This window comes from Flavobacterium palustre (assembly GCF_014639535.1).
Lineage (GTDB): Bacteria > Bacteroidota > Bacteroidia > Flavobacteriales > Flavobacteriaceae > Flavobacterium > Flavobacterium palustre.
On the sequence record NZ_BMGA01000008.1, the window covers coordinates 24,347 to 38,804 of the forward strand.

The 14,458-nt window shown below is 42.6% G+C and carries 16 protein-coding genes; 10 read left to right on the top strand and 6 right to left on the bottom strand.

Going from position 1 to position 14,458, the window contains the following annotated elements; genetic code table 11:
* Positions 1-6 precede the first annotated feature (6 nt).
* The 6 genes from IEV84_RS13630 to IEV84_RS13655 all read right to left on the bottom strand — a co-directional run bounded on the left by IEV84_RS13630 (position 7) and on the right by IEV84_RS13655 (position 5,245).
* A complete protein-coding gene (locus tag IEV84_RS13630) occupies positions 7-1,179 on the bottom strand; it encodes a phage minor head protein (RefSeq protein WP_188494856.1) in 1,173 nt (390 codons plus the stop codon).
* 107 nt (positions 1,180-1,286) lie between these two features.
* Positions 1,287-2,561 carry a phage portal protein family protein gene (locus tag IEV84_RS13635; protein ID WP_188494858.1) on the bottom strand — a complete coding sequence of 425 codons (1,275 nt, stop codon included), beginning with the start codon at positions 2,559-2,561 and terminating at the stop codon, positions 1,287-1,289.
* A complete protein-coding gene (locus tag IEV84_RS13640; RefSeq protein ID WP_188494860.1) occupies positions 2,558-2,983 on the bottom strand; it encodes a phage protein Gp36 family protein in 426 nt (141 codons plus the stop codon). The genes IEV84_RS13635 and IEV84_RS13640 overlap by 4 nt, the downstream gene beginning before the upstream one ends.
* A 4-nt stretch (positions 2,984-2,987) precedes the next feature.
* Complete coding sequence (locus IEV84_RS13645; protein WP_188494862.1) at positions 2,988-4,505, bottom strand: hypothetical protein; 1,518 nt, start codon at positions 4,503-4,505, stop codon at positions 2,988-2,990.
* Positions 4,505-4,744, bottom strand: coding sequence for a hypothetical protein (locus IEV84_RS13650; RefSeq protein WP_188494863.1), 240 nt, complete (start codon positions 4,742-4,744; stop codon positions 4,505-4,507). The genes IEV84_RS13645 and IEV84_RS13650 overlap by 1 nt, the downstream gene beginning before the upstream one ends.
* 3 nt (positions 4,745-4,747) lie before the next feature.
* A complete protein-coding gene (locus tag IEV84_RS13655; RefSeq protein WP_188494865.1) occupies positions 4,748-5,245 on the bottom strand; it encodes a terminase gpP N-terminus-related DNA-binding protein in 498 nt (165 codons plus the stop codon).
* 199 nt (positions 5,246-5,444) lie between these two features.
* Between IEV84_RS13655 and IEV84_RS13660 the strand changes: the two genes are divergently transcribed.
* The 10 genes from IEV84_RS13660 to IEV84_RS13705 all read left to right on the top strand — a co-directional run bounded on the left by IEV84_RS13660 (position 5,445) and on the right by IEV84_RS13705 (position 14,457).
* On the top strand, positions 5,445-6,599 hold the full coding sequence (locus tag IEV84_RS13660; protein WP_188494867.1) for a head maturation protease, ClpP-related: 1,155 nt from the start codon (positions 5,445-5,447) through the stop codon (positions 6,597-6,599).
* Between the two features lie 89 nt (positions 6,600-6,688).
* Positions 6,689-7,702: a hypothetical protein gene (locus IEV84_RS13665; RefSeq protein WP_188494869.1), complete on the top strand. Its 1,014-nt coding sequence runs from the start codon at positions 6,689-6,691 to the stop codon at positions 7,700-7,702.
* 96 nt (positions 7,703-7,798) lie between these two features.
* Positions 7,799-8,143 carry a hypothetical protein gene (locus IEV84_RS13670; RefSeq protein ID WP_188494871.1) on the top strand — a complete coding sequence of 115 codons (345 nt, stop codon included), beginning with the start codon at positions 7,799-7,801 and terminating at the stop codon, positions 8,141-8,143.
* Positions 8,143-9,324, top strand: a complete 1,182-nt coding sequence (locus tag IEV84_RS13675; RefSeq protein WP_188494873.1) for a DUF2586 family protein — start codon at positions 8,143-8,145, stop codon at positions 9,322-9,324. The genes IEV84_RS13670 and IEV84_RS13675 overlap by 1 nt, the downstream gene beginning before the upstream one ends.
* A gap of 2 nt (positions 9,325-9,326) precedes the next feature.
* Positions 9,327-9,764, top strand: a complete 438-nt coding sequence (locus IEV84_RS13680) for a hypothetical protein (protein WP_188494875.1) — start codon at positions 9,327-9,329, stop codon at positions 9,762-9,764.
* A complete protein-coding gene (locus IEV84_RS13685; RefSeq protein WP_188494877.1) occupies positions 9,764-10,150 on the top strand; it encodes a hypothetical protein in 387 nt (128 codons plus the stop codon). Before IEV84_RS13680 ends, IEV84_RS13685 begins: the two co-directional genes overlap by 1 nt.
* Before the next feature lie 260 nt (positions 10,151-10,410).
* The gene (locus IEV84_RS13690) at positions 10,411-12,396 is read left to right on the top strand and encodes a phage tail tape measure protein (protein WP_188494879.1); all 1,986 of its coding nucleotides are present in this window, start codon (positions 10,411-10,413) and stop codon (positions 12,394-12,396) included.
* A 164-nt stretch (positions 12,397-12,560) separates the two neighbouring features.
* Positions 12,561-13,016 (top strand): DUF6046 domain-containing protein, encoded by a 456-nt coding sequence (locus tag IEV84_RS13695; RefSeq protein WP_188494881.1) that lies wholly within the window; start codon positions 12,561-12,563, stop codon positions 13,014-13,016.
* A gap of 8 nt (positions 13,017-13,024) precedes the next feature.
* Positions 13,025-13,987, top strand: coding sequence for an alpha-2-macroglobulin family protein (locus tag IEV84_RS13700; RefSeq protein ID WP_188494883.1), 963 nt, complete (start codon positions 13,025-13,027; stop codon positions 13,985-13,987).
* A complete protein-coding gene (locus IEV84_RS13705) occupies positions 13,987-14,457 on the top strand; it encodes a hypothetical protein (RefSeq protein WP_188494885.1) in 471 nt (156 codons plus the stop codon). Before IEV84_RS13700 ends, IEV84_RS13705 begins: the two co-directional genes overlap by 1 nt.
* The last annotated feature ends 1 nt before the right edge of the window (position 14,458 follow it).

Sequence of the window (14,458 nt, forward strand, 5' to 3'; positions counted from 1 at the left end):
GGCAACCTATTTTTTAGGTTGCTTTTTTCTTTTATACTCCTTGACTTCCTTACCGTCTTTTGACACGATATAAACCGTTTTAATGTTTGGATGAATCCCCGGTTGTTTTAAAACATTCTCAATTTTAGCATAGGCGTTTTCAATGCTATCTTTGTTAACCGACAAATCAATTACCACAACTTCACACTTTTGCTCGTTTGCCTTTTTTAATGACTTTTTATAATTAGTCGATTCAGGCGCTTTTCTTTCACCCAAAACCCCATTAATTAGATATTCCGGATTTTTATGTCCTGGTACAATACGTCCGTCTAAGTGAGGTCTAATTTGAACATTTAGATTTAAATTATCAGCCAAAATTATAGCCGTAGCAATGTTGTCTTTTAGATCCACTTCATCGGCAAAAATGCTGGCCTCGACTTTCCCCTTTTTAGACCTGTGTACTACTTCAACTGGCGCGTTTAACTTGGATAACTCCGCATTTTGTATCGCCTTTTCATTGGTATTTAGGAGCTTAAAAAATGTGCCTTTTTTGGTGAAAATTTCTTTGTCTTTTCCTACATTTCCTTTAAAAGTTGGCTTTGGTAAATCCTCTTCTTTATCGTCGGTCGTATCTTCGGCCGTGGGTACCGCATCACAGCGGCATCGCCAGTCCAAAGGCGGATAATATTTAGACCAAAACGGGTCGTCAATCGGTTTGATAATGCCGTCAAGTTTGGCATGTTCCGGACGCACCAGGCTATCGCCAACGATTCTATATTTCAAGTTCGGGAATAAGTCTTTTGTTTCTTGCAGGCGTTCCCATTTTTCGGCCATTTGTGCCGCAGTTCTGGCGGTTTGGTACTCGGCCTGTAAATAGTTTACATTGTACTGGCGATTGACTTTTTTAGCCAAAACGGCGAACTCGTTAAACGGTCTTAGCTTCCCGTCCTGATCAAACAGCAAGCGGTTAATTTCTTCGAGCTGTGCGTAGGATTTAGCACCTGAGAACGCGTACAGGTTCTTTTTTAGCTCATTCGGCAAAGAGCCTTTTCCGTCGGCCGGAAACTTAGACCACTTTTTACCGTAACCTTTACCGGCTCCCTCGGATAAATCGCTGTAGGTTCTTGAAATGAGTTCGCTATTCAAGTCCTCCGGCTTTATTTTGCCCTCGTGTAAATCTTTGGCAATTTGATTAATCAAATTATCATATCTGCTAAAATCAAGCGCCGTAAAGTTATCCGTTACGCAGCTTTCGCAGCCGCAATCCTCGGCATGATAAGAAGCGAAAATTTCATCAAAAAGCGCGTTTACTTGTCGTTCAAGCTTTTTTTTTTAATAGCCTCAGCCAGTTCCGGGTTGACCGCTCCGCCTGTTTTTTGTCCTAAAATGGTAAAGCCGGTTCTTTGGCTTACCTCTTCCGGATCCAGTTCGAAACTAGCGGATAATATTTGTACCAGTTCGGCCACCTCTTTAGGCGTTTGTGTTTCGGTATTGTCCCATTCAAAATAATGACCTTGTAAAACTTTATAAGCCGGACTAATTTTTTGCAGTCTTGGAAATAGCTGCTCGTTTATAATATTTTTAACTAATAGTTTATCACTTTCAAAACGGTCATTAGCAAGCCTGAATTGAATTTCGGAGCTGCCCACAAAGCTCTTTTCATCGGTTAGCCCGGAACCGCCCAAAACACGTTTGGACATTTCGCCGTTCGCACGTTCCACAAGTTTGTCAAAGTTGTCCGGATTTCCTCCGTCGGCTTTTCCAATCTCAAATTTTTCCTGTCCGCGGCCTACCATAAACCCATTTCCTTTAAAATTACTGGCCGCCTCAAAAAGTTCCTTTAAACGTGCGTCGTCTTCGCGGTCGGTAGTAATAAATAAAGGCGGAACACCGTATTTTTCGATATAATCCAACCACGAACCCAAGCCCAGTTTTTTAGCCAGGATAATAGGCGCCATTTGTGCCAGCATTCCTATTTCTTTGTCCTTTCCTACTTGGATATAAAACGGACGTAAAGCGCCTTCTTTATATTGCCATCCGGTACTGTCGCCCGGTGATTTGGTAATAATTCCTTTTTGTGGCAAAAAGTAAGCCATTGGGATTTCGTCCACCGTTTCCAGTTCCTGCGTGTCCGGATTCACGTCGTAGAGCTCAATTAATTTGCAGCCTTCAAAACGTTTCATTAACACCAGGTGTACAAACTCCTCAAACCAAGTGCGCTCAAAAAGCCAGGATAAATCTTTGTTTTCGTCGCCTTTTTCATTAACGATTTTGAACGGTGAACGCTGACAAAATAAAATACGGCTGTCAATGATTGACGCTAAATGGTTGTCCAACATCAAGTTTTTATACAAAGCCTGTAAACCCGTTTTGTCCGGGTTCTCGGGATCGGTTGCCGCCATCACGGCTGTAGTCCATTCCTTTAAGGTTTGGCGCTGCATCGTTTCGGCCTCATAGTTTAACTGGTTGGACGGTGCATTGCCATTTTTAGCCACGGAAACCACGCGCAATAAACGCGGGTCAGCGTTAAGCAGTACCCTTTTTTCAATAGCCTGATAAAGTTGTGTTAATGGATTTTTCATATATAAAAATCTGAGTTGGAATTATTGCCCCAAAGGGATTTACTGTTTGTTGGGTCGCCGTTTTCGTCTTCCGGAAGCGGTAAACCGGCAAGCGGTGTTTTTCCGGTGGCGATATCGTTTAGCCATTTTATAGCTTCGTCATAATCTTCCTTGTAATCGGTTGGAACCTTACGAGCTGCATTTCTTTTGATAACTCGATACAACACGATACGGGAAATGATTTGCACCAGCATTTCGTTAATAATTGGCGTCGTTTCATCAAAGATGAGCGCCACATTATAGCGGCTGCCAATCATCGTTTTGACAAGCGCAATCGCCCGCTCCTCGGCATTGTCCAAGACGGTTTCGTCGTCCTTTGAACTTTCATCAATAAAGCGCTCAAAGGCATCGGTTATGAGGTCTTTTTTTTCTAAGTAAATCATATTACTAAGCATTTTTTTGTTTGTACTTACCACTTGTAAATCCTCCGGAACCATTGCCGGAACCATACACCACATATTTTTCAAGCTCGGCAATTCCGCCCTGGTGCGCATCCGGATAATCGTCGTGTGTTTTATAACCCGGCTCAATACCGTACAGTTGTGCAACACCTACCTGCATATCATTTGAATGTTTTAGCTTTTCATTATAAAAGATGCGCCCATTTTGATAATATGGCTGTAACTGTAAAATGCGGTCGTATTTGTGTGTTCTTGGACGGTCTCTTTTAATGATGTTTAAACGGCAATTAAATTGACGCTGACCCTCATCAATGGCACTTTGAACGGCATCGTTCCAAAACTGTGACTCAAAAACCCAATGCACGACCACGGTTTCGGGTAGTGAATTTTGATATTGACACATGTAGGCCACCGCCTGACTCATTTTACATTGCTTAACAAATCCATCGATAACCCAAAAATCACGATCCTTTAATCCCTGAATAACAATGGCGTTATAATCCGAGGTTGAAGAACCGGCGTAAGCGACATCCCAATACCCAAAAATGATTTTAAAAGTGTTGAGCTTTGGTAATGGAGCATACTGCATTTCTTTTTGAGTAAAAATACTTCCCTCAATATGGGGCGAGTTGTTATACTCGGAATGAGCTGCTAAAACTCCAATATCATCTTCAACATCTTTAAAATAAGTGTCGCTATACTTGTCTGCCCATGTAGGCTTATAGGTTACCGGGTCATAAGCGTTTACACGATCAACAACCCAGTCTGGGTGCCTTTCCTGTAAAATGGTTTGAATCATTTTAGGCGCAAAGCGGTTGTTAGATTGAATCCATCTCCTAATATCACCGTCCATTGTAGGGATTAAATCGCGCTCAATCCATTTCGCCATTTTCTCCTGACGGCTTGGATTTTGGTTTAAGTCTTTGGTTTCAATATCGTCACAGGCAATATGAGTAGGACGTTTATTTTTTACACGCAAACCCCTTACGGATTGCCCCATACCCAAAGCCTGACCGATAAAGCCACCCTTAGTAATAAAAAAGCCCTCTTCCCAATGCCCCGGGTTGTGTTGCTGACCAAAGTCTTTATTAATTTGCGGATTGTTCTCAAACTCGGCTCTAATATCTTCGAGCAGCTGTTTAGCTCTGTCTCCGCTATTACCTACCAACACTAAATAAACAGGCTCGTCATTAATCCATAGCCAAAACGGCAATAAAATGTTATTCACTACCGATTTAGACAAAGCGCGCCCCCATTCGGCAAAGCCTTTAAAGGTTTTGTTTTTTTTGACCTTTTTAGTAAAGGCAATATGAAAATCGGGTGTTTTAGCGGTGGCATAGTGCGGGAAATATCTTTGTACCATAAAGGCAAAATCATTCTTAGCCCGTTCTATTGCCTCTTTGCGCTCCTTATCCGTTTCAAACGGGTTTAAGGCGTGACAAGAGGCAACTAGTTCGAGCTGCTTCTGATACCTTTCAACGCTTACTTTGTCGTTCCTTTTCATTACTTTTTAAGGATTCGTTTATCGGTGGTGTGCGTGATTTTGTTTAGTCCGAAATCATAGAAAATCCCAGTAATGACTTTTACGCGTCGGCGTTCGTGGTCTATTCTTTTGGAATCGACAATTTGCCCAACTTGGACATTACAGCCCTTTTTAAGGAAGTGCGAGCCGATTTCTAAATAGTATTGTTTTTTGTTGGCTTTATTTAAGATTAAGCCAAGGACGATTTTAAATAGTGACATAGATTATCCTAGTTTTTGGGCGATTGATTGTAAGTGCGTTTTTTGAAAGTCGAGCGTAGCCAGATAAGCCTGCTTGTCATAGTTTTGCAGCGCCTGAAAAATGTCCTCCATAACTTCGAGATAAGTAGACAGTGAAATTTTAAACTCCTTATCCATTTTCTCCAAAGATTTTTGGAACATTCCCACCTCCTGAGCAATACGGGTAGATTCTTTTTTAAGCCTTAAGGCCTCCTCTTTATCACCGTTAAACTCGGCCACTTTAATTTGTTCCAAAACATCTAAAGCGCTGTCCGTAAGTCCTGCAATCACTTTTTTAATGTTTTCGGCTCGGTTGGTCGAGTTGTTTAGTCTTGCGTCTCGTTCCTGTTTCCAGTTGAATTTTTTAACCCAGTCGCCAACCGTTTTTTCGGTCACGCCTAAATCCTCCGCAATTTCTTTTTGCGTTTTGTAGAGTTCGACATAGAGCTTTTTGGCGACTTCCTGTTCTTTCTTTTTTGCCATTTACTATCAATTTATTACCCTGTTGGTAGGGCAAAATTGCTCACTTATTAAGGCAAAAAAAAACCAACGTTCTAAGTTGGTTTTTGTAGTTAATTGTTTTAGTATCATTATGTTACTAAGTTGGTAACGTAATTTTTTTGCCGTGATTTTTCGCTAAATCTTTGTACTCACAAAACGCAGGAACGAACACTTTTTTTAGATGAAAAACAGATTAATATCAATTGTTACGGCAGCCTTATTTATAGCTTTTAGCGGTTTTGATGTCGTGGCTATGTCTAAAGATTACCCACTTCAAATTACGGCAGAGGCTAAAGGAACCACAGCCGAAATAAGAATAAGCGGCGTGATCCATCAATGGCAAAACAGCGCAGCCGAGTTTAAAAAGCAGATAGACGGTATTATTGCTTCGGGCATTAAAGACGTTACGCTCTATATTAATACTCCGGGCGGTTCCGTTTTCGAAGCCAACGAAATTGCTAACGAAATCAAACGCTTTTCCGGTACCGTAACGGGTTACGGAGGCGCATTGGTTGCCTCGGCCGGTTCTTACCTGGCTTTGATATGCGACACTTTCGAAATGGCCGAAAATGGGCAGTACATGTACCATAAACCAATGGGGATGATTTCCGGAAACGAGGACGCAATTGAATCTAATTTAAAACTCCTAAAAAACTTAACGAAACAATACCGCACCGCCTACGCCGAAAAAACGGGCTTGTCTGAGGACGAGATTGAGGCTAAGTGGTCAAAAGGTGATGTATGGCTTTCGGCTAAGGAGGCAATGGAACAGGGCTTTATTACTTCAGTTTCCTCCAAAAAAGAAAAAGTAACGGAAGACCAAAAGGCGCTCTTTGTGGCCTGTGGCGCTCCGAACATTCCTATTGAAAAATCAAAAACAGAAACAAAAATGAAAAACAGAAATGAGCTTATTGCAAAGCTGAAATTACCAGCTGACGCCACCGACGAGCAAATTTTAGCCGCCGTTTCCCAAGCGACTGAAAAAGCCGGACAGGTGGAAGGATTACAAGAGGCACAGGCCACAGCTTTAAAAGAGCAGGCCGAAACCTTGGTTGATAACGCCATTACGCAGGAAAAGAAAATTACTGCCGATGTACGTGATCAATGGGTTAAAATGGCTACCAACGATTTAGCCGGAACAACTGCCATTTTAAAAGCAATGCCGGCAATTGCAAAACCTTCCGCAGGTTTAGAAGGTGGAGGAACTCCACAAGCGGGCAGAGACAAATGGACTTTAGAGGACTACCAGGCTAAAGACCCTGCCGCCTTAGAGAAAATGATTGTTGAAGACCCAGCCGCTTTCGCAAAACTGGAAGAGGAGTATTTCAATAAGTAACAAGAAACCCAAAAATCAAACATGTAAAAGAGCCTGCGAAAAGGCACAGGCTCTTTTTTTACAATTCATTTAAACCCTTTTTAAACAATATGAAAAAGAATGTATTTAAACTAGTAATGTTGTCGCTATTAATGCTAGTAGCTACAGCGGTGGCACACGCCATTAATATGACGCCTTTTGAAGGAGTTCAGGTGGCCACCTTGACTGTGAGCGCCACACAGGTTAAAAACACCACGGCCGAAAAAGAAATGATCAAACAGTTACGCCATGAACATACGTGGGTATCAGAAATTAAATCACGCCAAAACTGGGTGAACCAGGACACGATTAAAATCCCGAAACGTGGGGCGGCTCCACAGGTATTAATTGATAATACCAACTATCCAATCGTTAAAAACGAAAGAGACGACAGCCACGTAATTGTTGCATTGCACAAATTTGATACTGAAAACACGATTGTAACGGAAGACGAATTATACGCATTACCATACGAAAAAACGTCAGACGTACAGGAACAACACCGCGAAACTTTAGAAGACACTACAGCGGAGTATGGATTGTGGGGATTAGCGCCACAGGCTAATGACGAGGCTAAAAACTTATTTGTGTTAGTAACAACCGGAGAAGACGACGGAACCGGACGTTTGAAATTAACCACAAAAGACCTTAGAAATTTACAGGCTAAAATGAATAAAGCCGGTATTGATAAAAACGGTCGAATCTTGATTTTATCAGATGACCACGTTTCGGATTTATTGGAAGAGGATAGAAAATTCTATACCCAATACCACAACCAAAACGAGGGGGCTATCGTGAGCAGATACTACGGATTTAAAGTATATGAAGACTCAACCACACCAGAGTACGACGATACTACCTTAGAAAAGATTCCTTTTGGAAGTGTAACAGTTGGACGTAAATCGTCTGTAATCTTCCACAAAGGTTCAACGGCCAAAGCGGTAGGAACTGTAAAACGTTTTGCACGTCCTGCGGAGCTTGATCCAGAGAACAGAGAAAACACAATCGGATTCAGATTATACCACATTATTGTTGCTTATGGTATTGAAGGTTCTGGGGCGATTATTTCGGGCAAAGCGGCCTAATTATTTTAAAATGGCGGTCTTAGGCACTGCGCCTAGACCGCACCCAATGGGGTTTTAAAAAGTAAAAAATCACGGCTACGGCCTAAAAAGTACAGTATGAAAAAAACATATACGGAAGCGCAATTAAAAGAAAAAGCAAACGAGGTATTTGCACAATTCCCAAAGGCAAATAAAGTATTTGCTACGGTGGACGGTAACGTATTCCTTCAGGAAAACTACGCCAATATGCACGCGGGCGCTAAAGGCAGAGTATTGCCTTTTGACCGACCAATTGAGGCGGTAAAAGAAGCTGTTAAAGCACCAACGGCGGACGAACAAATTAAGGCCATTACAGCGGTTACAACCTTGGAGGCCTTAGAGCCTTTTAAAGCCGATACCAGAAAATCGGTAATGAAAGCCATTGAGGATAAAACCGCCGAATTGACTAAATCACAAGCATAATGGCAAGATTAGAAGGAGTTAAAGTAGAAAAATTGCAGGGCGGTTTAAATCGCCTTGCAACTGGTACCGACAACCACGTCGCGCTTATTTTCGGCGGTATTCCCGTTGGGGCAATTGCCACGGCAGTAAATAACGCGGGTAAAGGTGTTGTTTTAGCGTCTGTTTATGACGCGGAGGTCTTAGGGATAAACGAAAGCTTTGACGCTAACAACAACTGTTTGCTTTATGCCGACATTGTTGAATTTTTTGAATATGCGCCAACAGCAACTTTATATCTGTTTAACTCAACAGTTAAAGCCGATATTAAGACGTTTATCAACCAAAATAAGGAAATTAAGGGTTACGGATTTGCGCTGGATTATAACAGCGAAGCGCCAAACCTCATTGCAACTATAAACGAGCAGCAATTGATCGCTGATGAATTTGCAGCGGAAAACCGTTTGATTGATTTTGCCTTTTTAGGTTTTAATAATCTGGACGATTACACCGAAGACTTATTCGCGTTAACGGCGCCTATTGTTTCCACGTTTGTAAACTGTTCAGATGCCTCCGGAACTGTTCGTATTGGGGCGGCTTTAGGAATGCTGGCCGTTAGAAAAATCAATGAGAATTTAGGTTCGGTAAATATCGAAAATAAGCCATTGGCTAAACGTGGAGCTTTGGATTACCCATTGACAGACGAAAAGAAAGGCCTTTGGATTGAATCGTATTTGCCAAATGGCGAAACGGTGGACTCGCAGGATAAGGCCGTATTGACGGCTTTACGTAACAAAGGATATATTGCCGCCGTAGCCTATGAAGGTTATTCCGGATTTTTCTTTGATAATTCCTATACCTGCGTAGATCGTGAATCGGACTTTGCATTCATCGAGAACAACCGCACCTGGAACAAAGCAGCCCGAATAATCAGAACCACATTAATTCCCGAGGTTAAAGGTCGAGTAAAAAAAGACCCAACTACCGGATTTATTGCCTCTACAACGGTGAGCCGTTGGACTGGATTAGTCAATAAGGCGCTGGAAGGGATGCAAACAGCCGACGAAATAAGCGGTTTTGATGTGTACATCAACGAAAAACAAATTGTAAACCAAGATTCTCCCGTAAAAGTGAAAGCTATGATTGTGGCCGATGGTATCGTTCATGAGTTTGAAGTTGCGGTGGGACTTACAAATAGCATTTAACTATGGCGACACCTACCATTATAAACAAATTTGGAACCATGCAAGGCTGGACTTCCATAGTTGTAAACATGCTCGGGCGTGACTTAGAGGGAATTTTAGAGTTAAAATACACCGACGAGGTTAAAAAAGAAAACGTAAAGGGCGGCGGCATGTTCCCGATAGGCCGTTCCCGCGGAGACTATGAGGCTACGGCTTCTATTAAACTCTACAAGGAAGAGGTTGACGCTTTGATGTTGTCTTTGGCTCCCGGAAAACGCTTGCAGGATATTGCGCCTTTTGACATTGTTGCCGAGTACCAAACGGAAGCCGGCGCGATTTTAAAAGACCGAATTCGCAATTGCGAGTTTACCAATGCCGGAGTAGAAGTTGCCCAGGGCGACGGTACCATTTCAACCGACTTTAAACTGATTATCTCACACATTGAATACAACGTAATCTAATGGCAGAAAATGTAAATAATATCGAAGCTACATCTGAAGAGGTAAAAGTAACGGTAATCAAACCTTATACAGAGGAACAAATTGAAGCTCACGCAGCCAAATGCGGTGGCCGTAGAAATTTAAGGGAAATCCCAATTACTACCGACAGCGACGAACAATTTGTGTACTTGGTAAAAAAACCATCCCGCGCGGTGATGCAGGCCATAGCAGAGGAAGAGCAAAAAAAGGAGAAAAGCAACGTGACCACTATTCAAAAGTTAATGCTGGGCTGCGTACTGGAAGGCGATAAAGAGGCTTATGAATATGACGGGGCAATTTATGCCCAATTACTTAAGGCTATCGGTACGCTGGTACAAACTGCAAAGTCTGACGTAAAAAAGTTGTAGAGGGGTTCTGGCTTAATCCGGACGATAAAAGTGATACGGATGATTCGATAAGTAAGATTAACGCAATCATCCGGGTTCACTATAACATCAACCCCGACGAACTTAACGATGAGGAATGGGCGCGCCGCTTTCAGGAGTGGATTTATGTAGAACGCCTCCGGCGTGATGCACAAGAAGAAATACTCGAAAAAACATTTAGAAAAGTACTAGTCGAAGTTCTTAATCAGGCTTTCGGCGATAAACAATAAAACAGCAGTTTAATGGATGTTACAACCAAATGGATACTGGAATTTGTTAACCAGGCTACGAAACCCGTAAGGGACGTGATGCGCTCGGTTAAGGAAATGACCAGCGGCCTAGACGGTGTAAGTGATGCCGTTAAACTTAGCGAAAAAGACACCCGAATTGCGCTGACTAAATCCAAGCAATATTACAAAGATTTGGAGGGCTCAATTAAGGAAGTTGAAAAGGAATTAAAGGACTTGGAAAAAGCCCAAAAAAGTGATTCCTGGACAGAACAGCAAAAAGCGGCTGTGGCCTATGATAAGGCTAAGCAAAAACTTGAAAATTATCGCAAAGCACTGCAAGGTGCTGAGGAGGACGTTAAAGACCTCACGGATCAGGTAGATAAGTTTGACCAAAAGGCGCAAAAGTGGACAGACCTCGCCACCGGAATTAACCAGGGCGTAGAATTGATCCAAAAGGCAACCGACAGTTTAGATTTTAGTGTCGATGTTCAAAACCTTACTAATGAGGTGCAGCGTATGACCGATTTAACCGGTGACGCTTTGGACGAGTTTGTAAGACGCTCCCGAAATATTGCGGCAGTTTACAATCAAGACGCCGAGGAAATTTCACGGGCGGCCAACGCCATGACGAAACAGAACGGCGGCACTTTTGAGGAAAACTTAAAGCTGATTGAGGAGGGCTATAAAAAAGGCGCTAATGCTAATGGCGACTTTATCGATCAGTTAAAAGAGTACCAGCCTTTTATTAAACAGCTAGGGCTTTCACAGTCAGAAGCGATTGCTCTAATAGCGAAATCAGGCAAGGACGGTATTTTCTCAGATAAAGCAATCGACAGTATTAAAGAGGCGGATTTGTCCTTAAGGGAAATGACAAAAGCACAGGTTACGGCCTTGGCGGGTATTGGACTAAAACCGGAGGACATAGAAGGGAAAACGACTTTTGACGCGGTGAAAATGATTAGTGCCAAAATGAAAGGCGCTACAGCACAAGCCCGTCAAACTATTATAGCCGACATTTTTAAAGGTGCGGGAGAAGACGCCGGAATCGCCTTTGTAGACGAACTCGGTACTATGGATTTAGACCTTACTAAGTTACCGAGTGTTGAACAGGCCGGCGCGGGTATTAAAGGTTGGTTTTCCGATATTAAAACATGGGCGGGTCAGGCGTTTGGCGATGTGGGCATTTATGCGCAACAATTATCGCCAATGATCCAAATGGTAGCGGGCGCAATCCCAATTTATTCGGCATTAACCAAAGTTACCTGGCTTCAAAATATAGCCACTACGGCGTTGAATGGAACGCAGGCATTACTTAACACCTTATTTGTTGCGTCTCCTATTGGCTGGGTAGTTTTAGCAGTCGGAGCGCTCATCGCAGCCACAGTGCTTTGTTGGAACAAATTTGAAGGCTTTAGGCTGGTAATATTTAAGGCCTGGGAAGCGGTTAAACTTTTTGGGAACGTGGTTAAGGAGTATTTGCTTGACCGGATTAAAGGAGTCTTAACCGGGCTTTCCGGACTAGGCAAAGCCGTTATGCACTTTTTTAATGGCGAATGGTCGCAAGCGTGGCAAACCGGTAAAGAGGCTGTTTCGGACATTATGGGAATTAATGCTGGTAAGAACGCCGCCAACAACTTTAAAACGGGATGGGCTGATGCAATGGCCACCGGACAAAAAAAATCCGATGCTTACACCGCCAGTAAAAAGGCCGGCGAACAGGCTAAGGAAAAAGGCTTAGGAGTGAACGGCTTTTTGAAAAAAACTCCCGATGTACTAGGCCATGTTGCCGACCCAACTAAAACCGGTAAAGGAAAAAAAGAGGGAGACGGCTTAAACGTTGGTTCCGGTTCCAATGGCATTAAATCCATTGTAATGAATCTAACGGTTAACAATGCCTTTAGCGTGGCCAAAGGTGAGAATTTAAGAAATATTGCAGACCAGATAACCGGCCATATTAATGACCGATTGAGGGATTCTGTAGTTAATTTAGGAGGATAATGGCAGATATACGATACGAAGTTTCACAGCTGTTTCAGGCGGCTTTTGGCATTAACAGCCCCATTTTTATAACGGAATCGTTTAAGAAACAACAGCCCGCCGGAATAAGCTTTGGCGGTCTTGAAACCTTACCGGAATATTATGCGCCTGAGGCCACGAGTTGGATGGGAACCCCGATTGTATTTTCGGCTAAGTTTCTGGGCGGTTCTTATAAAAGGTTTAAGCCAAACGGTGAAATAGAAAGCATTCCTATGGCCGATTTTCAACTGCCACCGGCGACGATGTTTAGTTTTAGGAGAGCGCACAATGTTACCAGGACAAACTTATTAGGCGCTAACGGAACGGTGAAAGAAATCTACGGCTTTGACGACTGGATTATCGACGTGCGCGGCCTCTGTTTGGATGAGCCTACCCGCTCGGCACACGATCAGTTAGACGAGTTATTGAAGTGGGAAGAATTGGCCGATTCTTTTGGCGTAAGCGGAAAGTTATTTGAACAGCGAAAAATTGCAAGGGTTTGCGTGGCTGACTGGAGTGATAATTTACAGCAGGCCAGCCCGGGAGTGATTCCCTTTCAATTTCAATTATTTAGTGATGAAGCAATAGAATTAGTGTTATGACGCTGACAATGACCTGTAAAATAGTATTCCATAAAAATGAGCGTCGAGCTGAAGACCTTGTTTTGTTCCGCGTAACGGAACTGGAATACGAGAGCAGCTGGAAAGAACTGACCGACAGGGGTTCATTGACATTGCCTAGGAATGTGCGCTATTTTAATAAATACAGGGTTAACGAAGTATTTAAAAGAGGCGACAAACTAACGATCTATTTTGGCTATGACGGTAATAATGTAAAAGAGTTCGAGGGCTATGTTTCCGAAGTATCGGCAGACATTCCCATCGTAATCAAGTTTGAGGACGAAATGTTTAACGTGCGTAAAATCCCGGTGAATTATTCGTCGCCAAATGTGGAGCTAAAAGAACTGTTACAGGCTATTATACCCGGTTACGAAATAGATGCTTTGGAAGGCGTACAGCTGGGAGCCGTAAGGCTGTCTAAAACGGCTGTGGGTGCGGTTCTTGAAAAATTGCAAAGCGACTGGGGGCTTTATGCCTATATGCGGGGAACTACAGTTGTATGTGGCAAATATTACGCCGATGAAAGCGAGTTTCCCGCGGTAAATTTCAACCTTGAGCGTAACTGCGTTTCTACGGCATTGAATTATAAAAAGAAAGAAGACATAAGCCTGAAAATTAAAGTGGTTTCCACTTTAGTAAACGGTACCAAAATAGAGGTTGACAACATAGGCGATAAAGACGGTAACGAACGCCAGTTGACTTTTTACAATATTGAAGTTAAGGCCGAACTGGAACGCCTGGGCAAACTGGAATACGAAAAGTATAAGGTGGATAAGTTTGAGGGTAATTTTACCGCCTTTGGAATTCCAAGCGTAAGGCACGGCATGAAAGTGATTTTGAAAAGTAATTTATATGACGACCGCGCCGGAACCTATTACATTGAAAAAGTAGTAAAAAGGTTTTCCCGCGAAGGTATCAGACAGGAAATAACATTAGGTGAAAAAGTGGCATAATGGGAGGAATAAGCGAGTTTAACGAATTAATAAGCCAAAGAATCCGGGAGCTAATTCCCACACAGACAGATTGGGCGACAGTTAAAGACGTAAACTGGGAGAAAAAGACCATGACCGCCACCGGATTAAAAGACGATTTAGATTATCACGACGTGCTACTTGGAATTGGCTCTGATTTTAAAAAGCCTAAAGTAGGGACCAAATGTTTAATTGGCATCGTGGGCAACTCGGCTAACGCTTTTTTGATTGCGGCCGATGAAGTGGAGGAAATATTGATTGTAAGCGGCGAAAGCCAGCTCACGGTTAAAGAACAGGGATTTATTGTAAAGCACGGGGGGGAAAATTTGAAAAACATTTTTTCGGATATGATTGATGAGATAAATAAAATAATTGTAGTCAATGGAAGGTCGATAAATGTGGCAGCGATGACGGCAATTAAAGAACGTTTAAATACTGTTTTAATCGAATAAA